The organism is Zhouia amylolytica AD3 (assembly GCF_000511935.2).
Taxonomy (GTDB): domain Bacteria; phylum Bacteroidota; class Bacteroidia; order Flavobacteriales; family Flavobacteriaceae; genus Zhouia; species Zhouia amylolytica.
The window spans coordinates 214280-238165 of the sequence record NZ_AYXY01000022.1 but is presented as its reverse complement, the minus strand read 5'-3'; the positions used below and the strand labels follow the sequence as shown (position 1 = coordinate 238165).

Annotated in this window: 23 protein-coding genes; 10 read left to right on the top strand and 13 right to left on the bottom strand. The window is 36.9% G+C overall.

Annotation, left to right across the window (positions count from 1 at the left end):
- Positions 1–82: 82 nt before the first annotated feature.
- The 5 genes from P278_RS10820 to P278_RS10800 form a co-directional block, all read right to left on the bottom strand.
- Positions 83–427 (bottom strand): phage holin family protein, encoded by a 345-nt coding sequence (locus tag P278_RS10820; RefSeq protein ID WP_038266491.1) that lies wholly within the window; start codon positions 425–427, stop codon positions 83–85.
- 95 nt (positions 428–522) lie between these two features.
- Positions 523–2001, bottom strand: coding sequence for an SGNH/GDSL hydrolase family protein (locus P278_RS10815; RefSeq protein WP_038266489.1), 1479 nt, complete (start codon positions 1999–2001; stop codon positions 523–525).
- 24 nt (positions 2002–2025) lie between these two features.
- Positions 2026–3273 carry an OmpP1/FadL family transporter gene (locus tag P278_RS10810; RefSeq protein ID WP_038266486.1) on the bottom strand — a complete coding sequence of 416 codons (1248 nt, stop codon included), beginning with the start codon at positions 3271–3273 and terminating at the stop codon, positions 2026–2028.
- A gap of 32 nt (positions 3274–3305) precedes the next feature.
- A complete protein-coding gene (locus tag P278_RS10805) occupies positions 3306–4079 on the bottom strand; it encodes an alpha/beta fold hydrolase (protein WP_394331294.1) in 774 nt (257 codons plus the stop codon).
- Positions 4076–4789, bottom strand: coding sequence for a pyridoxine 5'-phosphate synthase (locus P278_RS10800; protein ID WP_038266483.1), 714 nt, complete (start codon positions 4787–4789; stop codon positions 4076–4078). The genes P278_RS10805 and P278_RS10800 overlap by 4 nt, the downstream gene beginning before the upstream one ends.
- Positions 4790–5004: 215 nt before the next feature.
- On the opposite strand from P278_RS10800, the gene P278_RS10795 reads away from it, so the two are divergent.
- From P278_RS10795 to murI, 8 genes are all read left to right on the top strand, one after another.
- Positions 5005–5661 (top strand): CBS domain-containing protein, encoded by a 657-nt coding sequence (locus tag P278_RS10795; protein ID WP_038266481.1) that lies wholly within the window; start codon positions 5005–5007, stop codon positions 5659–5661.
- 87 nt (positions 5662–5748) lie between these two features.
- Entirely contained in the window at positions 5749–6633 is an 885-nt protein-coding gene (locus tag P278_RS10790) for an NAD kinase (protein ID WP_038266479.1), read from the top strand.
- Between the two features lie 99 nt (positions 6634–6732).
- On the top strand, positions 6733–7428 hold the full coding sequence (porG, locus tag P278_RS10785; protein WP_038266476.1) for a type IX secretion system protein PorG: 696 nt from the start codon (positions 6733–6735) through the stop codon (positions 7426–7428).
- Between the two features lie 15 nt (positions 7429–7443).
- Positions 7444–8187: an isoprenyl transferase gene (locus P278_RS10780; protein WP_038266473.1), complete on the top strand. Its 744-nt coding sequence runs from the start codon at positions 7444–7446 to the stop codon at positions 8185–8187.
- Between the two features lie 7 nt (positions 8188–8194).
- The gene (locus tag P278_RS10775; RefSeq protein WP_082436138.1) at positions 8195–10780 is read left to right on the top strand and encodes a BamA/OMP85 family outer membrane protein; all 2586 of its coding nucleotides are present in this window, start codon (positions 8195–8197) and stop codon (positions 10778–10780) included.
- 110 nt (positions 10781–10890) lie between these two features.
- A complete protein-coding gene (locus tag P278_RS10770; protein WP_038266470.1) occupies positions 10891–11709 on the top strand; it encodes an OmpH family outer membrane protein in 819 nt (272 codons plus the stop codon).
- Positions 11710–11765: 56 nt separating this feature from the next.
- Positions 11766–12272, top strand: coding sequence for an OmpH family outer membrane protein (locus P278_RS10765; protein ID WP_038266468.1), 507 nt, complete (start codon positions 11766–11768; stop codon positions 12270–12272).
- A 72-nt stretch (positions 12273–12344) separates the two neighbouring features.
- The gene (gene murI, locus P278_RS10760; protein WP_038266466.1) at positions 12345–13130 is read left to right on the top strand and encodes a glutamate racemase; all 786 of its coding nucleotides are present in this window, start codon (positions 12345–12347) and stop codon (positions 13128–13130) included.
- On the opposite strand, the gene P278_RS10755 is transcribed toward murI, so the two are convergent.
- The 8 genes from P278_RS10755 to P278_RS10720 all read right to left on the bottom strand — a co-directional run bounded on the left by P278_RS10755 (position 13127) and on the right by P278_RS10720 (position 20122).
- Positions 13127–13981, bottom strand: a complete 855-nt coding sequence (locus tag P278_RS10755) for a fructosamine kinase family protein (RefSeq protein ID WP_051413524.1) — start codon at positions 13979–13981, stop codon at positions 13127–13129. The two genes, murI and P278_RS10755, sit on opposite strands and share 4 nt — an antisense overlap.
- A gap of 25 nt (positions 13982–14006) precedes the next feature.
- Positions 14007–14492, bottom strand: coding sequence for a dihydrofolate reductase (locus P278_RS10750; protein WP_038266463.1), 486 nt, complete (start codon positions 14490–14492; stop codon positions 14007–14009).
- Complete coding sequence (locus P278_RS10745; RefSeq protein WP_038266461.1) at positions 14489–14875, bottom strand: 2TM domain-containing protein; 387 nt, start codon at positions 14873–14875, stop codon at positions 14489–14491. Before P278_RS10745 ends, P278_RS10750 begins: the two co-directional genes overlap by 4 nt.
- Before the next feature lie 82 nt (positions 14876–14957).
- Positions 14958–15782, bottom strand: a complete 825-nt coding sequence (locus P278_RS10740; RefSeq protein ID WP_038266458.1) for a thymidylate synthase — start codon at positions 15780–15782, stop codon at positions 14958–14960.
- A 132-nt stretch (positions 15783–15914) separates the two neighbouring features.
- On the bottom strand, positions 15915–17609 hold the full coding sequence (locus P278_RS10735) for a nucleoside transporter C-terminal domain-containing protein (RefSeq protein WP_038266456.1): 1695 nt from the start codon (positions 17607–17609) through the stop codon (positions 15915–15917).
- 9 nt (positions 17610–17618) lie between these two features.
- Entirely contained in the window at positions 17619–18242 is a 624-nt protein-coding gene (locus tag P278_RS10730; RefSeq protein ID WP_038266454.1) for a bifunctional nuclease family protein, read from the bottom strand.
- An 89-nt stretch (positions 18243–18331) separates the two neighbouring features.
- On the bottom strand, positions 18332–19300 hold the full coding sequence (locus tag P278_RS10725; RefSeq protein WP_038266577.1) for an electron transfer flavoprotein subunit alpha/FixB family protein: 969 nt from the start codon (positions 19298–19300) through the stop codon (positions 18332–18334).
- 75 nt (positions 19301–19375) lie between these two features.
- Complete coding sequence (locus P278_RS10720) at positions 19376–20122, bottom strand: electron transfer flavoprotein subunit beta/FixA family protein (RefSeq protein WP_038266451.1); 747 nt, start codon at positions 20120–20122, stop codon at positions 19376–19378.
- Between the two features lie 168 nt (positions 20123–20290).
- On the opposite strand from P278_RS10720, the gene P278_RS10715 reads away from it, so the two are divergent.
- Together P278_RS10715 and P278_RS10710 are read left to right on the top strand one after the other, a co-directional pair.
- Complete coding sequence (locus P278_RS10715) at positions 20291–21268, top strand: pyruvate dehydrogenase complex E1 component subunit beta (RefSeq protein WP_038266449.1); 978 nt, start codon at positions 20291–20293, stop codon at positions 21266–21268.
- Between the two features lie 65 nt (positions 21269–21333).
- On the top strand, positions 21334–23826 hold the full coding sequence (locus P278_RS10710) for a DUF5686 and carboxypeptidase-like regulatory domain-containing protein (RefSeq protein WP_038266447.1): 2493 nt from the start codon (positions 21334–21336) through the stop codon (positions 23824–23826).
- Positions 23827–23886 lie beyond the last annotated feature (60 nt).

Sequence of the window (23886 nt, the reverse complement as noted above, 5' to 3'; positions counted from 1 at the left end):
GCTTAAAACGGTGTGCAAAAGTATAACATTTTAAAAAGTTGAGCAACTTTTTAACTCGCTGAATTTCAAATGATATGTTAATTTATTTATCTTCTTTTAAAATTGAAAATAAGATCGATTGTAAAAATGAAAGTAATAGACTAAATAATAGAGCCCACCACATGTTGGTCACAGTAAAACCACCTACAAGGCTGTCAGCTAATAAAATTATTATAGCATTAATGATCAAGAGAAACAATCCAAGGGTCAGTATGGTTACGGGTAGCGTTAGAATTATTAGTATGGGTTTGACAATATAGTTCAATAACCCCAGAACAATTGCAACAATTATGGCTGTAGTATAACTTTCAACAGAAACACCACCAAGTATTTTTGCTAAAATGATTACTGCGAGTGCGGTAAGTAAAACACGTAGAATGAACTTCATAATATGATGATTTTAAGTTAGATGTTGATTAAAGATATAAAAAAAGCGCTTTCGTTATAAGAAAGCGCTTGTTAAATCTGTGGGTGATAATATCTCTACTTAATAAATACCGTAGGGTAATTGCCGGGCTCAACTACTGGAATGTTAGCATTGAACTTCGCATTTATTGCTTCAATAAATGTGTTCGCTAAAATAGCATAACCACGAGATGTTGGGTGAACTCCGTCTAAAGAAAATCCTCCACCACTCGCGTATACATTTGTCACAATGCCTCCGTTAAAGTCGATGCCCTCATTAGAAAGTTGATTAAGTTTTGATTTGGTGTCGATATACGCCAGATTGTATTGATCAGCTAAGCCTGCAATGGTAGTATTATATGCAATCTGAGCATTTACAACTTCCTCTACTTCCGCATCGATCAGTACTTGTGAATCGTTCAGTGGAACACCAACTCCTATTACGGAAGAAGGGTTGTTAGGATCCGCTAAAGTACCAAGCACTGAGCTGGTAGTTAATAAGATTAAATCTTCTTCTGTAGCTTGTCTTAAATTTCTAAATTCAGGATTTAACGCCGAAAGATCGGTTAAAGTTTCATCTAAAATAACGACAGCATTTTGTCCGGCACTAAATTGAATGGTTCTTTTTTGTAGTTCCTCTGCTGATATGAATCCACCCGCATACGCTAGTTGAAGTCCGCCGTTATATTGCGCATAGGCCTGGTTGACTTGTTGAGCAGTAGCAGCATCCATTGGAATGGCATTATAAGGAACCGTGGTGAAAAAAGGAATTGCCGTTATGTCCGGTAAGTTTGCTACAGCTCCTTTAGCACCGTTCGCTGTGAGCCCTTCTAGTAAGCTGTTATATATGCCGGCAAAAAGTGTAGGATCTGTTATATCGCTACTGCCGTAGGTTTGAGGATCTAAATTACCCGTTTGATTGGTTCCGGTTCCGCCCGAAGTGGCATAGCCTAAAATGTCATTATTTCCAATCCATAATGAGAAAAATGACGGTTCTTGTTCTAAAGCGTCTTCAAGTACAGAAGCATCCGAATTAGATGCCATTCTTATAAAGTACGGGTTAGCTGCAGCTGGGAAATTAGCAATGTTTCCATATCCATTTGCTACAAGGTGGTAGATTTTAGCACCAGGTACTCCCATGTTGTTAAATGGACCTTCTAAAATATCAGAAACATTTGTAGTCGGTGTTTCATTTAGATTCACAGGTGTAGGGCTCGCAGGGTTACTATAATCCAATACCATTCTGGTGTTTGAAACAACTTGTCCGGATAAAGTAAGGCCACCAATATTATCGTTTACTAAAGGTTGATTAAAGTTGCCGCCTCCTGCCAGTGAAAATTGTTTGGCCATGATGCTTGGATATGAGTTTTTCTGAGCCTGTAAGTAAACGGTTCCGTCCGAATAACCTGCTGTAAGTGAATTTCCAACGGCAACATAGTTAGAGAAGTCAGCATCTCCACTGGTATATGTGCCAGGTTCATCCACGGGATTTTTAAATTCCGGTTCACAAGCGAAAAACAATACCGTGCTTGATAAAATATATAATGTTCTTTTCATGATCTGTTCTTTTACTAATAAGGATTAAAATTTGTAAGAAACGCTTAGTCCGGGAATAAAAGCATTGTTTTTATAGGTGCCACCAAAAGATGATGTTTGACCATTACTCTCTGGATGATAGTCATAACTTGCGTCAACTTCTTCAAAATGTATGTATAAAAATGAAGCGTCAATTGCAAATCGACTGTTTACGTTAAAAGTTAATCCTCCGGTGAAATTGTCAGAGTCATTACGAGGAGTCTCTGGAGCGAAATATCCCTCTTGTACCGGTGATTCATCAAAATAATAACCACCCCTTAGTGTGAACTGATCGTTAGCAACATATTGAACCCCAAAACGATAGGTTGATGAGTTCTTGTAGTTTCTTGGGTTGGTAGACTGAAGGCCGTTGCTAAATGAAAGGTTGAGGCTGTCATATGAGTCCCAGTACACTCTGTTGAAGTCGAAAGCAACCAGCCACTTATCATTTATTTGATAGGAGGTTCCTACGGTTAATTCTGCAGGAAGTGGCAATGAGGCGTTGAAGGTTCCGTCAGCGAATTGCCCCTGCAGCCCGCTAGGCACATTTTGAAAGTCTGCAGATCCATTTTCGGCGTCCATTTCAATTTCTGAACGGTAATTAACACCTATGTTCCATTTTTCAGTGGGTCTAAAGAGCATTCCAAGTGAGTATCCCCATGCATTGATGCCACTTTTATCGATAGTGACATTAGATCTGTTTCCTTCTAAATCTGTCAGTGATCTGTCTAGATTTCGATTAAAATTGACATTTCCTGTTACAAATATTGGTCCGCCACCAATACTCATTTTATCATGTAATTTAATAGCTACCGTTGGTTGGATGAATATAGATGCAAGTTCTATTTTTTGAATAAGGTGTGAGCCTTCCCAGTTTTCTGGGTATTCTACGCTACTTCCATAAGGGGTGTAGGCACCCAAACCAACACTTAGCCAGTCATTGACCTGATAGGCAACATATGCGTTGAAGGGGGTGCTAACTGGGTTGTCTGCCTCAGAACTCCAGCCAAATTCAGTGTTTTGGAAGCTGATATTTGAAAATATGAAATTAGCACCTACGCTCGCGCTAAATCGATTATTTAAAAAGGCCATTCCCGCAGGATTGAAGAATACAGTTTCAGCACTGTTTAATACGGCAACGCCTGTGTGTCCCATGGCCAATTGTTTGTTACCTTGCAAGGCAACTCGATAACCGCCAGCAAATACCATGTAATTAGCGCACAGCAAAAAGGTAAAAAGAATAATTCTCTTCATTTAATTTAAGGTTTAAAATTGATAAAAATTAGCTAGTCATTCAGAAACTCCAAAACGGTGTCAAGGAACATTTTAGGGTTTTCTGCATGTAACCAATGCCCTGCATTGGTAATTGTGGTGGTGGTTGCTAATGGAAAATGGTTCTTGATGACAAGGTCATCAATTGGTTGAATATAATCGGAATTACTGCCTCTTAGGAATAGTGTATATCCATTATACTTTGCTTCTTTAGGAAGCGCTGCTCCGATTTGGTTTACATTTTTTGTCAATGCTTTCAGGTTAAATCTAAAACCTAAGCTTTCTTTTTCTTGCCAATATAAGTTTTTTAATAAAAATTGCCTAACAGATTTTATAGAAATATAGCTTGATAGTTCTTTGTCAGCCTCTGTTCTTGAGTTAATTGTGTTGAAATTCAAGGCGTTTAAACCATCTAGGATGTCTTGATGATGAGGGGGGTAATATTTAGGTGCTATATCAGCAATAATTAATTTTTCGACCTTCTGAGGGTGCAGGGTTGCAAAAAGCATGGCCGTTTTTCCTCCCATAGAATGGCCTAGCAAGTTGACCTGTTGTAAACCATGGTGATTCATGTAGTTTAAAAGGTCTTCGGCCATTAATTCATAACTGAAATGATCTGAGTGAAAACTTCGTCCATGATTTCGCTGATCAATTAGGTGAACTTCATATCCTTTTTTTGAGAATTCATTACCCAATGTTTTCCAGTTATCACTCATTCCTAAAAAGCCATGAAGTATTAACAGTGGGGAGCCTTCTCCTATTATTTTAGAATGTAGTATTTCTCTCATTTTAATTTGCTTAGATAAAGCTGAATTAAATTTTCAAGTCCTAAATACAGGGATTCTGATATGAGTGCGTGTCCAATGGATACTTCCAAAAGGTTAGGGATGTTTTCTTTGAAAAATTGAACATTGTCCAGATTTAAGTCATGTCCTGCATTTATTCCCAAGCCGACTTTTTCAGCAATTTTAGCAGCTTCTATATAAGATTGGATTCCAGATTGATTTCCTTCTTCATACTTTTTGGCATAATCCTCTGTGTAAAGTTCTATTCTGTCTGTACCTGTGTTAGCTGCTGCTTCTACAATTTTACTGACCGGGTCAACAAAAATGGAGGTTCGAATGTTATTTCTTTTAAATTCGGAAATTACTTCAATAAGAAAGTCTTTGTGTTTGATAGTGTCCCATCCTGCATTTGATGTAATAGCGTCAATTGCATCCGGTACCAGCGTTACCTGAGTAGGTTTTACTTCCAGAACTAAATCTATGAACTTTTTGATAGGATTTCCTTCTATGTTGTATTCAGTAGAAACAACCTGTTTTAAATCGCGGGCATCCTGATATCTGATATGGCGTTCATCAGGTCTTGGGTGGATTGTAATGCCTTCGGCACCAAAACCTTCAATGTCTATTACAGTTTTTACCAGGTTCGGAACATTTCCACCTCTTGAGTTCCTAAGAGTGGCTATTTTATTAACGTTTACGCTAAGCTTAGTCATTTAAATTCTTGTTTATTTTATTGGCGGTAACAAAAGTACAAAGTTAAAAAAATAGGGTTAGCGTTATGATTGAATATTTTAAACGACCTAATAGTAAAATGATGTTAAAGTTTATTAGGTAATATATGGGCTGTTAAGAAATTGTACTTTTTTGTCTTGTAAATAATTTTGTCCTAGCTTAATTTTAATTAATTTGCTTTAAGAAAAAAATAGAGATGAATATCCTTTCGTATATTAATAATGACCTAGTGCCGATTTCACCAAATCTAACCGTTAATATGGTTTGTGAAACTTTTGAAGGCCACACTTTCACACATATGCCTGTGGTGGAAAATGGGTTCTTGTTGGGTAATATTTCTGCAGATGATGTAAAAGGTTGTGATGAAGAGAAACTAATGAAAGATTATCAGTATGCCTTGGATACATTTTTCGTTCGAAAGGATACTAACTGGATAGATGTGCTGGAAGCATTTGCTCAAAACGATGCTAACCTTATGCCTGTTATAGATGAGAATAGTATGTATGTTGGTTATTATGAACTGATTGATATTGTTGGAGTGTTTAAAGAAACGCCTTTTTTAAATGAACCCGGAGGCATTTTAATAATAGAGAAAGGATCTCAGGATTATTCTTTTAGTGAAATAGCTCAAATTGTAGAAAGTGATGATGGCAGGTTATTAGGGGCGTTTATCTCTGAAATTCGTGATGAAATTACCCAGATTACTTTAAAAATTGGCAATACTGGTTTAAATACTGTTATGCAGACTTTTAGGAGGTATAATTATAAGGTGGTTTCAGGGAATGATGATGATATTTATCTCGAAGACCTTAAGGAGCGTTCCAATTATTTGAAAAAATTCCTTAATATTTAGCGCTAACACAAAAAATGACGCCCATCTTTGTAGCTTTGTTAAGGATGGTGCAAATATGTTTTTGTCAAAAAAATAAACGTCAAGCTGATGAAAGTCGGAATTTATGGTCAGTATTACCAGGATGGATTGGAAGTTTACCTGATTGAGCTTTTAACCGAATTGGAAAAAAACAAAGTCAAAATATTCTTTGAACAAAATTACTTGTCTGATATAAAGAATAATGTCTCCCTGAAGAATCAATATGAAACATTTAGCGAGTTTGAAGACCTGGATGATTCCTTTAATTTGTTCTTTAGTGTTGGTGGAGATGGGACGATGCTGAGAAGTATATTGTATGTTCGGGATCTTAATATTCCGATTATAGGTATTAATGTTGGTAGATTAGGGTTTTTGGCTACCGTTCAAAAAGATCAAATAAAAAAAGCCGTAGAAGCTTTGGTTGATGGCCGCTACGATGTGGAAGAAAGAAGTCTGCTCCAGATTGAGACCCATCCTTATAATAAAGATATTGGAACGGTTAATTTTGCTATGAATGAAATGGCTGTAAGTAGAAAGAACACAACCTCTATGATTACAGTCTCAACTTGGTTAGATGACGAATATTTAACTTCTTATTGGGCAGATGGTCTCATAGTGTCGACTCCAACCGGATCAACCGGATATTCATTAAGTTGTGGAGGGCCGGTAATAACTCCTGATACTAATGCTTTTGTAATAACACCGATAGCGCCACATAATTTAAATGCACGTCCATTGGTTATACCTGATAAAACGGTTATAAAACTTACTGTTTTTGGAAGATCGATGGATTATCTATTGTCTTTGGATAGTAGGATTGCTACACTAAGTAATGAAACAGAGATATATATTAAGAAAGCTCCTTTTACTATTAAAATGGTAGAATTCAGGGAAGAGAGTTTCTTGAAAACACTTCGAAAAAAGCTCTTATGGGGTGAGGATAAACGTAATTAAACAATAAAAATGCTGAAAAATTGTTTTTAGTACGACATTAATTACGCGAAACATCCTTAAAGAAATCATAATTTTTATATTTGCAAACCTCTGAAACTTATGAAAAAGAGCATTTTAATAATATTAGTCGGATTATTGAGCGGATTATCATATTCGCAAACCTATGAAATAGGTCCCTTTTTAGGCGGTAGCAATATTGTCGGAGATGTGGGGGCGGATAATTATATTCGTCCGAATAAGCTGGCTTATGGCTTGGTTGCCAAATGGAATGTAAGTACGAGATATTCTTTCAGGGGAAGTTTGATGTATTCAAAGCTTCATGCAGATGACAGTAAATCTGATATGAGTTCCAGGCAACAGCGTGGGTATGATGTTGATTGTAAGTTGCTGGAAGGCTCATTAGGTTTGGAGTTTAATTTTTGGGAGTTCGACCTTCATAAATTTAGTCGTCCCTTTACACCATATATGTATAGTGGTGTTTCTGTCTTTGGACATGATTTGTTGTATTTTCAGAATGGAGAGGCACTAGATTACGGAAATCACATTACATTTGCAATCCCAATGATTTTGGGTGTGAAAGCAAAATTAAATCAACATTTAGTTTTAGCCGCTGAGGTTGGAGCTAGATATACATTTACCGATGATCTGGATGGGAGCAATCCAACAGGGAGTTTGGACGATAATTTAGGTTTAAAGTTTGGGAATATTAATAGTAAAGATTGGTATGTTTTTTCAGGAGTGACTTTAACATATACTTTTGGAAGAAGACCATGTTACTATTGTCCGCCAGATTGATGATGAGAATTAAGGATGTTAGAAAAGGAGCAAATTAATAAAGATACAATACCAAAACATATAGCCATTATCATGGATGGTAATGGTAGGTGGGCTAAGCAACGAGGTAAGCTTCGTGTGTTTGGTCATGAAAGAGGTACAAAAAGTGTTAGGGAAGTGGTTGAAGGTTGCGCCGAATTAGGTGTCGACTGCCTTACACTATATGCATTTTCTACAGAAAACTGGAATCGACCAAAGGTTGAAGTTCGGACATTGATGAAATTACTGGTAAGTGCTCTCAAAAAGGAGTACAAAAATCTTAAGAAAAATAAAATACAGTTAAATGCTATTGGCGACCTTAACGCCTTACCTTCAAGTACCAAAAAGGAGCTCTTGGAGGTTATAGAGAAAACCAAGAATAATACAGGTTTAAAGCTTACTTTAGCATTGAGTTATGGGTCTAGGGAAGAACTTAAAACGGCTGTTAAAAGTATTGCGGATAAAGTTAAAAATAATATAATTTCTTTAGAAAAAATTGATGAATCCGTTATAAATAATCATCTTTATACGCATAATTTGCCAGATGTTGATTTACTTATTCGAACTAGCGGAGAGCAGCGGATAAGTAATTTTTTATTATGGCAAATCGCCTATGCAGAATTGTATTTTACAGATACACTGTGGCCTGATTTTAATAAACAACAATTGTTTGAAGCTATTATCAATTATCAAAATAGAGAGAGAAGATTTGGAAAAATTAGTGAGCAACTTAACAACTAATATTAGTATGTTCAAAAGGTATTTAGGGGTACTTTTACTTTTTGGAGTAGTATTTTTTAATAGCGCAACCGCTCAAGAGACAAGTTTAGATAAAGGGAAAAAGTATATTCTCGGTGGTTTGGAAGTAACTGGAGTTAAAAGTTACAATGAGCAAACCGTCGTGACTTTTACTGGATTGCAGATAGGGCAGGAAATTACTGTTCCTGGTGAGGAAATTAGTAAAGTAATTACCAAACTATGGAACCTGAACCTCTTTAGTGATATTAGTTTTTTCATTACAAGAGTAGAGGGAGAGAAAGTTTTTTTAGAACTTCAGATAGAAGAGCTACCTACCTTATCGGATGTTAAGATTACAGGCTTAAAAAAGAAAAAAACAGACGATATTGTAAAGGAGGCCGAGCTTAAAAAAGGTAAAAAGGTTACGGAAAGCTTTATCGCCAACACTAAAAATTATCTTCTTAATAAATATAAGAAACAAGGATACTTGAATACTAAGGTCCTTATCAATACAGTTCCTGACACTTCGGAGGCAAATGCTGTAAAAATGATTGTTAATATCGATACCGATGAAAAGGTAAAGGTGAAGAATATTGAGTTTCTCGGTAATGAAAAGCTGAAAGACAATCAGCTTAAAAAAGCCATGAAAAATACCAAAGAGAAGCAATTTGGAAGGTTTTGGAAAAAGTCGAAATTTATACCTGAGGATTACGATACTGATTTAAGCACCTTAATTGATGCTTACAAGGAAAAAGGGTATAGAGATGCGAGAGTTCTGGAAGACTCGGTTGTTTATAATGATGATCATACCATTGATATTAAAATTTCAGTGGAAGAAGGTGATCGCTATTACTTTGGTGATATCGACTTTGTAGGGAATGCAGCCTATACTGATAATGATTTATCAAGGGTTTTAGGTATTAAAAAAGGTGATGTATATAACGGAGTTTTGTTACGTGAAAGAATAGCGGATGAAACAAAACCCGACGGAAATGATATTACGAATTATTATCAAAATACCGGATACCTTTTCTCAAGAATAAATCCTGTAGAGGTTTCGGCTCAAAATGATACTATTGATTTTGAGATAAGAATTATTGAAGGAAAACCTGCCTACTTTAATAATGTAACCGTAACAGGAAACGAAAGAACGAATGATCATGTTATCTATCGTAACTTACGTACCAGACCGGGCCAATTGTATAGAAAAGAAAATGTGTTCAGAACTATTCGAGAGCTAGGTGCACTTGGGTATTTTGATGCAGAGCAGTTATCTCCTAACATTATAAACCCTGATCCTGATGCAGGTACTGTTGATATTCAATACGGCGTAGTTGAGGCAGGTTCAAGTCAGATAGAGCTTCAAGGTGGTTACGGTGGAGGTGGTTTTATCGGAACCTTAGGATTGCGATTTAACAACTTCTCAATTAAGAACTTATTTAATAAGGATGCTTATAAGCCAGTTCCTATGGGAGATGGTCAGACCTTAGCTCTAAGACTTCAGGCAAGTAAATTCTATCAAACTTATAGTTTCTCTTTCATCGAGCCATGGTTAGGAGGGAAAAAGCCAGTGCAGTTTTCAACTTCATTGTCTCGAACTTTACAGTTCCGTCCAACTGCTGATTATAGAGATGCAGATAAAGATCAAAGATTTGTTATTACCGGTATCAATGTAGGTATGGCAAAAAGACTTGAATGGCCAGATGATACATTCCAGTTATCTCACGCATTGTCTTATCAACATTATGATATCCAAAATTATGCTGTTGGAGGATTGTTCCCTTTTAGTAATGGTACTTCGCAACAGTTAGCTTATACGGTAGCACTTTCAAGAGATAATACATTTACCAACCCAATATTTCCAATGGGAGGGTCTAAATTTGTAATTAGTGCCAAGTTCTCACCTCCTTATTCATTATTTAATGGAGTTGATTATGCGAATCTTGAGAACGATCCGGATTATAAATTGAAGGATGCTAATGGTAATTTTATCGATGCAGAAGGAAATCCTGTTGCTAGTGTAGATGATGCTGCAGCTGATGAAGCTAAAATAGGGCAAGAAAAGTTAAAGTGGTTAGAGTTCTACAAGGTGAAATTTCAAGGAGACTGGTATAAACAACTGGTAGGTCAACTTGTGTTAAGAACCAATGCCGAATTCGGTTTCCTGGGTGCTTACAATCAGGAAAGAGGAGTGGTTCCATTTGAACGATTTTTCGTTGGGGGAGATGGTTTAGGAAATTATGCTTTAGATGGAAGAGAGAATGTACAGCTGAGAGGGTATCCTAATAACTCCTTGTCAAATAGAGATGGATCGACCATTTTTAATAAGTTTTCAATGGAATTACGTTATCCAATAACACTTAAACAAACCGCTTCAATTTATACATTAGGATTTTTAGAGGCAGGTAATGCCTTTGATTCATTCGATGAATATAGTCCTTTTGATATTAAAAGATCGGCGGGTCTCGGGGTGCGTATATTTATGCCTGCCTTTGGATTGTTAGGAATTGATTTTGCTTATGGATTCGATCCGATATATGGTGGAAACACCGCAAACGGATGGGAGACACACTTTATCATTGGGCAACAATTTTAATTTTGGCACGGTATTTTCTATGTAAGATATCATGATCAATAATTAAACGTAAAATTTTTTGTCATATCGATAGAGTTATTACTTTTAAGGTTGATAAAAAAAATTAACGGATGAAAATAAAAGTTCTTTACATATTGTTCTTTATTTCGGTATTCGCTTTGCATGCGCAAAAAGGGGTTCGACTGGGGTATATAGATATGAATTATATCCTGGAGAATGTCGAAGAATATCAGGAGGCTAATAAGCAGTTGGAGAAAAAGGTTCTCAAATGGAAGCGCGAGGTAGAAGATCAGAAAAGAACCATAGCGCAGATGCGTGCTGATTTAAATGCCGAAAAGGTGCTGTTGACTAAAGAGTTGGTAGAAGAGCGTGAGATTGAGATTGATGCTTTGGAGTCAGAGATGATCAAGTATCAGCAAGACCGTTTTGGTCCTGGCGGTGATATGATCATGCAACGAAGCCAATTGGCTCAACCTATTCAAGATCAGGTTTTCAATGCTATTCAGGACATAGCAAAAAAACGAAATTATGATTTTGTTTTTGATAAATCAGCAGATGTTGTGATGCTCTATTCTAATAAAGCCTACGATATAAGTGATATGGTGCTTACGAGTATAGATCGCAATAGAAAAAGAGGTGGTGTTGCAAATAAAAGCGAGCCGGAAACCGAATTGAAGAAGTTTGAAGAAGATCAGGAGCAAGAGCCTACAGAAGCTCAAAAAGCTGCAGAGGCTAAAAAGAAAGAAGCACTTTCTGATCGTGAAAAACGAAAACTAGAAATAGAAGCGGAGCGACAAGCCCGTCTTAAGGATATAGAAGAAAGAAAAAAGGCATACGAAGCCAGAAGAAAAAAAATATTAGAGGAACGTCAGAAGTTGAGAGATAGCTTACGGCGTACAACTCAAAAACAGAAAGATTCGATAAATTAGGATAAACGAAGAGGAAACATTTATTAACACTTAAACAAAAACAATTAAGAGAGACTATGAAACATTTAAAATCATTTTTAGTTGCAATTGCATTGATTGGTGCGGTAAGTTTTGCAAATGCACAGAGTAAAGTTGCACATATTAATGTTCAGCAACTAATGAGCGAAATGCCGGAATTTAAGGCTGCTCAGGCGGAGCTTAAAAAATTAGAAGATAACTACAAAGCAGATTTAACTTCTTCATATACAGAATTGCAAAATAAAATTAAGCAGTATAGTGGCGAAGTTAAGACAAAGACTGAACAAGAGAATGCTGCAAGACAGCAAGAGGTTCAGGGGCTTCAGGCGAACATTGCTAAAGCGGAGCAAGTAGCCCAACAAGAATTGCAAAAGAAGCAAATGGAATTATATGAGCCATTACTTAAGAAGGCTAACGACGCCATCCAAAAAGTGGCTAAGGCTCAAGGATTCGAATATGTTTTTGATGCTTCACCTGGTACGGGTATCATCCTAGCTGATGGTAAAGACCTATTACCAGAAGTAAAGAAGGAATTAGGATTCTAATAGAAACATCCCTTAGATAATAATTTGTTTAAAACCGTCGGTCAACTCCGACGGTTTTTTATTTTTGTAAGTATGAATAAAGGGCCAATTGGTATTTTTGATTCGGGAGTTGGAGGGACAACCATATGGAGGGAGATTAATAAATTACTTCCTCATGAGTCTACTGTCTATGTTGCAGACAGTACCAATGCTCCCTATGGTGAGCTCTCTAAAGATGAGATGCGCGATTTAAGTATCCGAATTACGGACTTCCTATTGGCTCAGGGCTGTAAAATAATAGTGGTGGCGTGTAATACCGTTACTACAAATGCAATTACTTACCTTAGAGAACAATACAATGTGCCTTTTATAGGTATCGAGCCAGCAATTAAACTGGCAGCCTTAAATACCCGATCCAAAATAGTTGGAGTTTTAGCAACTAAGGGAACCTTGACGAGTGAGTTGTTTCATAAAACATCGGGAATCCATGCAAATGGTATTACTGTAATAGAGCAAGAAGGAGAAGGCTTGGTTGAGTTAATAGAGACTGGTAAATTAGATTCAGAAGAACTTAAGAGCTTGCTTCATGCTTATGTGGATCCAATGGTTAAATCTGGTGCTGATTCACTTGTTTTGGGGTGTACGCATTATCCCTACCTCATTCCCCTTTTAAAACGTATAATTCCTTCATCTGTAAATATTGTTGATTCAGGACCCGCCGTTGCCAGACAAACAAAGTCGGTGCTTCAGAAAAACCATCTTTTAAATACCTCGAATTTAAAAGCGACAAATGTGTTTTATACTACCGGAGATGTTGATGTGCTATCTGCTTTTGTTAAGGATGCCAAGGATGCTAGTGTTCGTAAATTAGAGCTTTAAGCGTACTTATTTAATATATGGAGTACTGATGAATAATAGCTTGAGCCGAACAAATTCAGGTGTACTAGAAGGTAGTACAGTTGCCAAATATCTAATCGTTTTTGCCAACCTTTTTCTAAGGGATATATTTCCTGATAACTCTCAAAAAGATGTGCTTCAAAACCACCAAATAAATGCATCATGGCAATATCAGTTTCTCTGTGCATATAACAAATGGCAGGGTCTATCAGGCATGGTTTTCCTTCCAGATCAATTAGGAAATTACCATTCCAAAGATCTCCATGAACTAAGGCAGGTTTTTCATGGGGTATAAGATTTTCTAACTCTTTGTAAAAAGAGTCTGAGTTTTTGAACTCATAACCATTTGTTTTGGCTAAACGTATTTGTGGATCAATGCGCTGAGTGATATAGAATTCATGAATACTGATAAACCGATCATTATGTTGTTTTAGGCTTCCAATATAATTGTCTGAAGAGAAGCCAAAAGTTTCTCTACTGTTATGATGGAGTTGAGCAAGCTGATGTCCAAAGATTTCCCAGAAATAAGGAGCTTTACGACCTTGTGGGATGTATTCCATAATTAAGAAAGAAGCTCCGCCTCCTTGGCCTGTAAAAGAACTTTTGGGTACCCGTATAGTATTGGTGTTTTCAAGTGTTTTTAATCCTATTTTCTCGGCCTCAAACATACCGGGGTAATTCTGGGCACTGTTTATCTTTACAACATAATCATCAGAATCCGTTTTAATAAAAAAGGTGTTATTGATGTCGCCACCATGTAATTGTTTAGAAAATTTGATTTCTGTTTCCAGTAATATTTCTATGGTGTCTCGAACGTCAGGTAAATTAAACACTACACAGCTATTTTTAATAGAAGGTTTATTTTATTCGTTCATAAGTTAGGTAGGTGAATGCAAACCCATGTTTGTCGTCTTTACCATGGTATTCGCTTCTTGTTAATTTCCAGGAATTAAGATCTATTTCCGGGAAATAGGTGTCTGCTTCAAATTCATCATGTACCCTGGTAAGTTCAATTTTGTCAGCCACTGACATGCTTAGTTTGTATATTTCTCCTCCACCTATAATGAATGGGGTTTCGTCGTTTTTTGAGATTTCTAATGCCTTCTCCAGCGAATTAACCACAATACATCCTTTTGGATTGTAGTCGGACTGTCTGGTAATAACGATGTGGGTGCGATTAGGAAGTGGTTTAGGGAAACTTTCAAAAGTTTTTCTTCCCATAATAATATGATGACCCGTTGTGAGTTGTTTGAATCGTTTGAAATCGTCTGGGAGGTGCCAGACCAGATCGTTGTCTTTTCCTAAAGCGTTGTTTTCTGCAGCAGCAGCAATAATGGTGATCATTCGTCGGTTGAATTTTTGTTTGGTTCTGATTTGAGATCTATTTTAACTTCCTGTTCTAGTTGGGCTATTTTTTCTTTTTGTTTTTTTACCAGTTTCTCGCGCTGCGTTCTTTCCCAATCTTTCCCCATGAATTTGCTGGTGAAGAATACATTGATAAAATGAATTACAAGTAAAAAACTCCAGGCAACGATTACCCATACAAACCAGTTTTTTTCTGGTCGAATGTTTAAAAACTTATTGATGATAATAGCAAATAAACTGCCGACTAAAAAAACTATGAAATGATAGTACAGTCTCTTTTTTTGTCGAATTCTTTTTTGAGCATTTTCAACCAACTCATGTTGTTCAACATCAAATGAGGTTTTTTTCTTTTTAAAAAGCATGTCTTAAATATTGTGTAACTCAAATTTAAGGCTTTTTAAAGGATTTTAATCTTTTCTGTATGAAAATAATCGCATACCCGTATTAAATGGCGACTTTTGCCTTAATATGAGGATGAGGGTCGTAATCCTCTAATGTGAAATCTTCAAAAGTAAAGTCAAAGATGCTTTTAATGTTTTTGTTTAATACCATTTTTGGTAAGGCTCTGGGGTTTCTGGAAAGTTGTAGTTTTACCTGTTCTAAATGATTGTTGTAAATATGGGCATCACCGAAGGTATGAATAAACTCCCCTGCTTCATAGCCACAAACCTGTGCCATCATTAGTGTAAGTAAAGCATAAGACGCAATATTAAATGGTACACCAAGGAAGATATCTGCACTACGTTGGTATAACTGACAAGAAAGCTTTCCGTCAGCCACGTAAAATTGAAAAAATGCATGACATGGTGGTAGGGCAGCTTTGCCATTCGCAACATTTTCAGCAAAAGAAACCGTAGTGTCAGGCAAAACACTGGGATTCCACGCCGAAACAAGCATTCTTCTGCTGTTAGGATTGCTTTTAAGTGTTTCTATTATTTCAGAAATTTGATCGATTTCTTCGCTATTCCAGTTGCGCCATTGATGACCATATACAGGTCCCAGGTCTCCGTTTTCATCAGCCCATTCATTCCATATACGAACACCATTATCCTGAAGGTACTTGATGTTCGTGTCTCCCTTTAAAAACCAGAGTAATTCATGAATAATTGATTTTAAATGAAGCTTTTTAGTGGTAACCATCGGAAATCCTTCACTGAGGTCAAATCGCATTTGATAGCCAAAAACGCTAAGGGTGCCAGTGCCTGTCCTATCACCTTTTTGGTTTCCGTTTTCGAGGACATGTTTCAGTAAATCGTGATATTGCTTCATAGTATAAAAGGTAATGAATAATCTTTAAAAGACGTGTAAAAGGGACTTAGAATCCACATGACGAAAATATAAAAAGGAGCTAAAAAATAAATTGAGATTCCTTTAAATTTATTAAAAGGTTATTAACTTATTTTACCCAATGATCATACCCGCAATTGTTGCCGATAGCAGAGAGGCTAAAGTACCTCCAAGAACGGCCTTCATGCCAAATTCAGAAAGCGTTTTACGCTGACCCGGGGCCAAAGAGCCGATACCTCCTATTTGAATACCTATGGATGCAAAGTTTGCGAATCCACATAGCATATAGGTTGCCATTATAATGGATTTGTTATATGTGAAATGCAGTGATGATGTAGCGTTTTTAAGTTCGGCAAGCTGAACATAACCTACAAATTCACTGGCCGCAAGTTTAATACCCAATAATTGACCCATGAGCATCATATCTTCTTTAGCGACCCCAATGATCCACATTAGCGGTGCAAATACAAATCCAAGAATCGATTCCAAAGAGAATGATTCATATGGTGTATGCTGTGCAAGTAATAAGTTGAGGGTAGTCCAGGAGCCAACTTTTCCCAAAACATAATTGATCATTGCTATAAATGCTATAAATACAAGAAGCATAGCCCCTACATTGGCGGCTAACTTTAATCCTTCTGTGGTTCCGTTAGCGATAGCATCCAATACATTGGCACCAATTTTATCTGACGAAACTTCTACATCTGTGTTTGGTTTTTCCTGTTGCGGGTAAAGTATTTTAGATACAACAATAGCCCCGGGGGCAGCCATTACAGAGGCAGCCAATAGGTGCTTTGCATAAACGAGTCTTAGGGCAGGATCATCGCCACCTAAAAATCCAATATATGCTGCTAGTACCCCTCCGGCAACAGTAGCCATTCCGCCGACCATAACTAAAAGTATCTCCGATCGCGTCATCCTTTCTAAATACGCTTTAATCATTAAAGGAGCTTCTGTTTGTCCAAGAAATATGTTTCCTGCTACAGAAAGACTTTCCGCCCCAGAAATACCCAGTAGTTTTGTTAGAACCCAAGCCATACCGCGAACCACTATTTGAATGATTCCGAAATAGAATAGTACCGAAGTTAAAGCAGAGAAGAATATGATTGTGGGTAATACCTGAAACAAAAAGATGAACCCAAAACTATCAACATTCATCATGTCGCCTAATAGAAATTCGCTGCCTGCCTTGGTAAAGTCTAATATTAATACAAATATCTGTCCAACAAATTCGAATGCTTTTTTAATAAAAGACACTTTGAGTACCCCTATCGCCAGGAGTAACTGAGAAGCGAGACCGATAGAAACCGTTTTCCAATTGATGGACCTTCGATTGCTGCTAAATAAAAAAGCAATACATATTAATACAAACATCCCCAAAGCTCCTCTGAGAAATCCATTTAAGGTAAAGCCTTCGCTTGGTAAAATAGAGCTGGAAACAAGAGGTTGATTGTTCTTTTTATTGGTGAATTTATATAAGGTGTTTTTTTCTTTTAAAACAAGGGTGGAATCCGTGAGATTGTCAATTTTGAAGGTTCTGACAGTGTCATTTGGTTTTTCGTAATATAAGATCAAAAGTTTGTTTTGATGCAGGTAATTACCTGAGGCAGTCAAATTGTTTTGAGCTTTCAGAGAATAATTAAAGGTCCCGTCTCCAAGGTTCAATGAGTCTTCCTTATGAATATCAAAAAGCTGAATGTCAGATGATGCTCTGGTAATTGATTCAAATTGCCAATTCTTTTCAATTTCCTGAGCTTTTATGCCAAAAACAGAAAATAAAATGACTATACAGATTAATATTTTCTTCATGGTGGAAGCTTATTTCTTTTCGCGCTTAGAGATTTCATCTCTGATCTTTGCTGCCTTTTCGTAGTCTTCATTGGCAACAGCGCTATCTAACAGGTCGTAAAGTTCTTTTAAGGTGTGTTTCTTGTATGATTCACCTGAACTGGCTGGTTTGCTTTCTCCGGAAAGTATTTCATCAACAACAATACTCTCTTCCTTTTCCTCTTCTTTTTCTTTAGACGAGAATTTTAGGTAGATTCCAGCTTTATCCAGTATGTTTTTATAAGTGAATATTGGAGCGTTAAACCTTAAGGCCAGCGCAATAGCATCGCTAGTGCGTGCGTCGATAATTTCTTCGATTTGATCTCTTTCGCAAATGATACTGGAATAAAAAACGCCATCTACCAATTTGTGGATGATAACCTGTTTAATTACAATTTCAAAACGGTCAGCGAAATTTTTAAAAAGGTCATGAGTTAACGGTCTTGGCGGTTTAATTTCTTTTTCCAGAGCTATAGCAATGGATTGTGCTTCGAAGGCCCCTATAACAATGGGCAGTTTTCGTTCGCCATCAACTTCATTCAGAATCAGAGCATAAGCTCCATTCTGTGTCTGACTGTATGAAATTCCTTTTATTGTAAGCTTAACTAGACTCATATACCGCTATAAAATATCAAGGGCTGCCTGAATTTGGGCTATTTCCCCCCTAATTCAGGCAGCCCTTGAGGGGCACAATTTAGTAAAAATTATGCGTTATTAGCCTTAAATTCTTTCAATTTTTCAATGAGTTCTGGAACTACTTCAAAAGCATCACCAACGATGCCATAGTCGGCAGCTTTAAAGAAAGGAGCTTCTGGGTCATTGTTAATTACAACTTTGACTTTAGAAGCATTAATTCCCGCTAAATGCTGAATAGCTCCCGAAATCCCGACGGCAATGTAAAGATTAGAAGCAACTGGTTTACCAGTTTGGCCAACGTGTTCTTCATGTGGTCTCCATCCCATATCAGATACTGGCTTAGAACAAGCAGTAGCTGCGCCAAGAACTTCGGCCAAATCTTCAATCATTCCCCAGTTTTCAGGTCCTTTGAGTCCTCGTCCTCCAGACACAACAATTTCGGCATCTGCTATAGTGACTTTCCCTGTTGCTTTGTCAACAGCTTCAACTTTAATGCTGAAATCATCTTCATTCAATGTTGGGTCAAATGCTTCTACTGTTGCAACACCTTCACCCTCCTTAAGTCCAAAAGAGTTTTTTGCGAGTCCAATCAATTTAATATCTGAAGTTATTTCGGTGATATTAAAAGCTTTATTAGTAAATGCTGTACGCTTTACCTTAAAAGGAGAGATGCTTTCCGGAAGAGCAACGACGTTAGACGCATATCCTGCATTTAGGCTAATGGCCAGTACAGGTGCTAAATACTTGTCATTTGCACTGGAGTTAAGAATAACCACCTTTGCTTCTTCTTTGGTTGCAGCTTGTTGCAAGACATCGGCATAAGCTTTAACATTGAAGTTGGATAGCTTTTCGTTTTTAACAGAAAGTACTTTGTCTACACCATACTTCGATAGTTCAGAAGTGTCATCAACATTTATGGCTACTGCTGTAACGGTGGATCCAAGTTTTTCAGCTACCTCTTTGGCATAAGAAGCAGATTCAAAAGCTATTTTTTTAAATTTTCCGTTTTCAGATTCGGTATATACTAAAACTGACATATGTTTTTTATGTTTACTTGTTGGTTTCAACAAGATGTTTTTAACTAGTTTTAAATGGGAAGCTAAATAATAGCATTAAATTACTTTAGCTTCATTGTGTAATAGGTTAACCAATTCATCCACATTGTCTGGTGAAATAAGTTTTACTTCGCCTTTAGGAGCAGGCTTTTCAAATTGAACAGCTTTAGTTTCCTGATTCGCTTCAACAGGTTCTAATACAGTTAACTGTTTTTTTCTGGCCATCATGATCCCTCTCATATTTGGAATGCGAAGATCACTTTCTTCAACAAGCCCTTTTTGGGCGCCAATTACAAGGGGTAAGCTAGTTTTAAGAGTTTCTTTTCCTCCATCAATTTCACGGGTAGCGGTTGCAGTTTCTCCATTCACTTCTAGACCAATGCAAGTGTTAATAAAATTTGCATGGGTTAAAGAAGCAAGCATGCCTGGTACCATACCTCCATTGTAGTCGATAGATTCTCTACCGGCAATTATTAGGTCGTAATCTCCATCTTCAACAACTTTTGCAAGTTGTTTGGCTACAAAGAAACCATCGGTAGCTTCGGCGTTTACTCTAATGGCTTCGTCGGCACCTATAGCTAATGCTTTTCTTAATGTTGGTTCAGTTTCTGAACCGCCAACATTAACCACAGTAACAGAAGCGCCCTGTTTTTCTTTAAACCAAATGGCTCTAGTTAATCCGAATTCATCATTTGGATTGATGACAAATTGAACACCATTGGTGTCAAATTTCGTGTTGTCCTCAGTAAAATTAATTTTGGATGTGGTATCCGGTACGTGACTGATGCACACTAATATTTTCATATTCTAGATGTTTTGTTTTAATTAGAGTGCTACGAAGATACTGATATTTTTCACAATATGCTATGCGTGCATAGTAAATATTTCACAAAAAGATGTTTATGTACTTCATACATAATTGCTATTTTTGCTATCCGTTTTGAATACGAATTAAGGTAATAAGAGATATTCATGAGAACAATTCAATTTAGACAAGCCATTGCGGAGGCAATGAGCGAAGAAATGCGTCGCGATGAGTCCATATATTTAATGGGTGAGGAAGTTGCTGAATATAATGGTGCTTACAAAGCCTCTAAAGGGATGCTTGATGAATTTGGTGCCAAAAGAGTTATTGATACCCCAATCGCTGAATTGGGTTTTGCAGGTATTGGTGTAGGTTCAGCAATGAACGGGTTAAGACCAATAGTTGAGTTTATGACCTTTAACTTTTCTTTGGTAGGTATTGATCAAATCATAAACAATGCGGCTAAAATGCGTCAGATGTCAGGAGGTCAGTTCAATATTCCTATCGTTTTTCGAGGGCCTACAGCTTCAGCTGGTCAGTTGGCTGCTACCCACTCTCAGGCATTTGAAAGTTGGTATGCTAATTGCCCGGGACTTAAGGTGGTTGTTCCTTCTAATCCTTATGATGCCAAAGGTTTGTTGAAGTCAGCTATCAGAGATGACGATCCGGTTATTTTTATGGAGTCTGAGCAAATGTATGGGGATAAAGGAGAGGTGCCGGAAGGAGAATACACCCTGCCAATTGGTGTGGCAGATATCAAAAGAGAGGGTAGTGATGTAACTATTGTTTCTTTTGGTAAAATAATTAAAGAAGCTTACATCGCTGCGGATGAATTAGAAAAAGAAGGAATCAGTTGTGAAATTATAGATTTGAGAACTGTACGTCCCTTAGATCATGATACGATCCTTAATTCTGTTAAAAAGACAAATCGTCTTGTTGTGTTGGAAGAGGCCTGGCCTTTTGGTAATGTGGCAACCGAAATTACATACATCGTTCAGGAAAAGGCTTTTGACTTTTTAGATGCGCCTATCATAAAATTAAATACCGCTGATACACCAGCTCCATATTCGCCGGTGTTATTAGAAGAGTGGTTGCCAAATTCAAATGATGTTATCAAAGCTGTTAAAAAGGTTTTGTATAAATAAATTCTTAAATTTTTCGTTATAAAACTTCACTAGGCTATCTTCGCTTGGTGGAGTTTTTTTTGTTTATGAAAAAGTTATTTACCCTGATCGTATTTATGCTCTCTTTTTCTACCTGGTCGCAAACTAAGGTAGAGGGGATTGTCGTAGATGAAAATGACAATCCTATTGCATTTGCTAACGTGATGTTTAAAAACTCTACGGAGGGAACTATCACCAACGATAATGGAAGGTTTTATTTGGAATCAGATACACGATACAAGGTGTTGGTGGTTTCTTTATTGGGGTATACACCTCAGGAAATTGAACTTACTAAATCAATAAATTATAACCTGAGTGTTACCTTAGTGGAAGGGGAGCAGCTCGATGAAGTAGTTCTGTATGTCGGGAAGCAATCTAAAAAGAATAACCCCGCTGTAGAGATCTTGAAGAAAATATGGGCCAAAAAGCGGGAGAATGGACTCTACAAATTTGATCAGTATGCATACGATAAATATGAGAAAATTGAGTTCGATTTAAATACCATTGACTCCTCTGTTATTAAAAGTAAGCTTTTTAAGGGGATGGAGTTTATTTTTGACCATACTGATACATCGAGTGTTACAGGTAAAACCTATCTGCCAATGTTCATCAATGAATCATTTTATAAGGTTTATGGTGATAACAAGCTTAAAAAGGAGAAAGAAGAGTTGTTAGGTAATAAGAATTCAGGGTTTAATACCAATCAGACTATAATAGCCTATGTTAATGACCTTTATTCTGAATATAATATTTACGACAACTATCTCCAGTTATTTGATAAGAGCTTCGTAAGTCCGCTATCCAAAACAGGTGTAGATACATATAATTATGTGTTGGCAGACAGTGCTTATCTAGGAAAGAAATGGTGCTATAAAATTATTTATTACCCCAGAAGAAAAAATGAACTAACCTTTAAAGGTCAGTTTTGGGTAAATGATACTACTTACGCTGTGAAAGAGATTGATATGCAAGCTACAAAAAGCGCTAATATCAACTGGGTAAAGGAAATGTATATTGAGCAGGAATACGAGGTTGTAAACGATTCTGTGTTTTTGCTCAAACGTGATTACATGTTGACAGATTTTAGTATCAACAAAAAAGAAAAATCAAGAGGAGTTTATGGAAGGAGGACAACCGTTTATGATAATCATGTGTTTGACGATGAAAAACCCAAAAGTTTTTACGATAAGAAAATAGATCCGTTCAATCCTCTTGTTTACGATAGAGAAGATGAATTTTGGGAAAATAACAGACTCGAAGTTTTGAATGAAGATGAAAAGGGTATTTATAAAATGCTTGATACCTTGACTACAGTGCCAAAATTCAAGCAACTTTATAAGGCGGCTGAGGTCTTGGCATCTGGTTATTTTGAATTTGACAAGCTTAATTTCGATTATGGGCCGCTTTATTCTACATATGGGTATAACCCCGCAGAAGGTATACGTGTTCGGGTTGGTGGGCGCACTTATAAAACTGCAAACGATCAGTTTAGGCTTCAGGGATATACTGCCTATGGATTGAATGATAGGAAGTTTAAATATGGTATTTCTGCCAAATGGCTGATCGATAGAAAAAACAGGATCATACTTTCTGCGGGTACGAGACGCGATGTAGAACAGATAGGCGTTAACTTGACGAATACTAACGATGTTTTAGGTAGAAGTTTTGCCTCCTCTGCTTTATTTACGGCCGGGGCAAATGATAAACTCACTAATATAAATCTTACCACTGCAGGTTTGGAGTTTGAGATTTTTAAAAATTTAAAATTACGAGGAGGAAGTTCTTTCAGAACAATGAGATCGGCACTTCCGGAAGATTTTAGTTTGAGTTATGTCGACCTTGATGCGCCCGAAGGTGTGTCAGATGTTACAAGGCAATTTGAGACATATCTGACCTTAGATTATCAGCCCGGAAGGGAAACCATTGGCTATGGAGTGGAACGTAGAGACCAAAACGATGACTATGCACATTTATTCGTTAATTATTCGTTGGGGGTTAAGGGAATTTTGGATAGTGATTTTAATTATGAGAAGGTTCAGTTTTATTACAGAAAACCATGGATGATTGGAGGTTTCGGTCGACTTCAGACCATTTTTGAAGCAGGGAAGGTGTTTGGAGAGGTTCCTTTGAGCCTGCTGGATGTTGTGCCGGGGAATCAAACATACTTCTCTATTTTTAATACCTTTCCTAATCTTAATTTTTATGAGTTTGTTACTGACACCTACACCTCTGTGCATTTGGAACACAATTTCAATGGACGTATATTCTCACGGATACCTTTGATTCGAGATTTGAATCTTAGAGAATTAGTAGGTGTTCGTGGTGTATGGGGGGATTTGTCTGAAGAAAACAAATTATTGAATACTCCTGCTAATATACCTTTGATAGCACCTAATGATAAGATTTATTGGGAATATTCTTTTGGTATAGGCAATATATTTAAAGTTTTTCGAATCGATTTTAACTTCAGAGGAAACTACTTTGATTTACCTGAAGCTCGGAGATTCAGTGTAACAGGTTCATTTGGCTTTGAATTTTAATAATGGGTTACTTTTGCGTTAAATCATTAATTAAACAATAACTTAGCAATAGTATTAGTT

Bases quoted from the DNA above. Each gene is read 5' to 3' on its own strand.
- P278_RS10735 (WP_038266456.1), bottom strand. From the start codon at position 17,609: ATGAAGAAAATATTAATCTGTATAGTCATTTTATTTTCTGTTTTTGGC.
- P278_RS10745 (WP_038266461.1), bottom strand. From the start codon at position 14,875: ATGCTTTTTAAAAAGAAAAAAACCTCATTTGATGTTGAACAACATGAG.
- P278_RS10720 (WP_038266451.1), bottom strand. From the start codon at position 20,122: ATGAAAATATTAGTGTGCATCAGTCACGTACCGGATACCACATCCAAA.
- P278_RS10815 (WP_038266489.1), bottom strand. From the start codon at position 2,001: ATGAAAAGAACATTATATATTTTATCAAGCACGGTATTGTTTTTCGCT.
- P278_RS10775 (WP_082436138.1), top strand. From the start codon at position 8,195: ATGTTCAAAAGGTATTTAGGGGTACTTTTACTTTTTGGAGTAGTATTT.
- P278_RS10790 (WP_038266479.1), top strand. From the start codon at position 5,749: ATGAAAGTCGGAATTTATGGTCAGTATTACCAGGATGGATTGGAAGTT.
- P278_RS10715 (WP_038266449.1), top strand. From the start codon at position 20,291: ATGAGAACAATTCAATTTAGACAAGCCATTGCGGAGGCAATGAGCGAA.
- P278_RS10780 (WP_038266473.1), top strand. From the start codon at position 7,444: ATGTTAGAAAAGGAGCAAATTAATAAAGATACAATACCAAAACATATA.
- P278_RS10795 (WP_038266481.1), top strand. From the start codon at position 5,005: ATGAATATCCTTTCGTATATTAATAATGACCTAGTGCCGATTTCACCA.
- P278_RS10750 (WP_038266463.1), bottom strand. From the start codon at position 14,492: ATGATCACCATTATTGCTGCTGCTGCAGAAAACAACGCTTTAGGAAAA.
- P278_RS10725 (WP_038266577.1), bottom strand. From the start codon at position 19,300: ATGTCAGTTTTAGTATATACCGAATCTGAAAACGGAAAATTTAAAAAA.
- P278_RS10800 (WP_038266483.1), bottom strand. From the start codon at position 4,789: ATGACTAAGCTTAGCGTAAACGTTAATAAAATAGCCACTCTTAGGAAC.
- porG (WP_038266476.1), top strand. From the start codon at position 6,733: ATGAAAAAGAGCATTTTAATAATATTAGTCGGATTATTGAGCGGATTA.
- P278_RS10740 (WP_038266458.1), bottom strand. From the start codon at position 15,782: ATGAAGCAATATCACGATTTACTGAAACATGTCCTCGAAAACGGAAAC.
- P278_RS10730 (WP_038266454.1), bottom strand. From the start codon at position 18,242: ATGAGTCTAGTTAAGCTTACAATAAAAGGAATTTCATACAGTCAGACA.
- P278_RS10805 (WP_394331294.1), bottom strand. From the start codon at position 4,079: ATGAGAGAAATACTACATTCTAAAATAATAGGAGAAGGCTCCCCACTG.
- P278_RS10810 (WP_038266486.1), bottom strand. From the start codon at position 3,273: ATGAAGAGAATTATTCTTTTTACCTTTTTGCTGTGCGCTAATTACATG.
- P278_RS10710 (WP_038266447.1), top strand. From the start codon at position 21,334: ATGAAAAAGTTATTTACCCTGATCGTATTTATGCTCTCTTTTTCTACC.
- P278_RS10770 (WP_038266470.1), top strand. From the start codon at position 10,891: ATGAAAATAAAAGTTCTTTACATATTGTTCTTTATTTCGGTATTCGCT.
- P278_RS10820 (WP_038266491.1), bottom strand. From the start codon at position 427: ATGAAGTTCATTCTACGTGTTTTACTTACCGCACTCGCAGTAATCATT.
- P278_RS10765 (WP_038266468.1), top strand. From the start codon at position 11,766: ATGAAACATTTAAAATCATTTTTAGTTGCAATTGCATTGATTGGTGCG.
- murI (WP_038266466.1), top strand. From the start codon at position 12,345: ATGAATAAAGGGCCAATTGGTATTTTTGATTCGGGAGTTGGAGGGACA.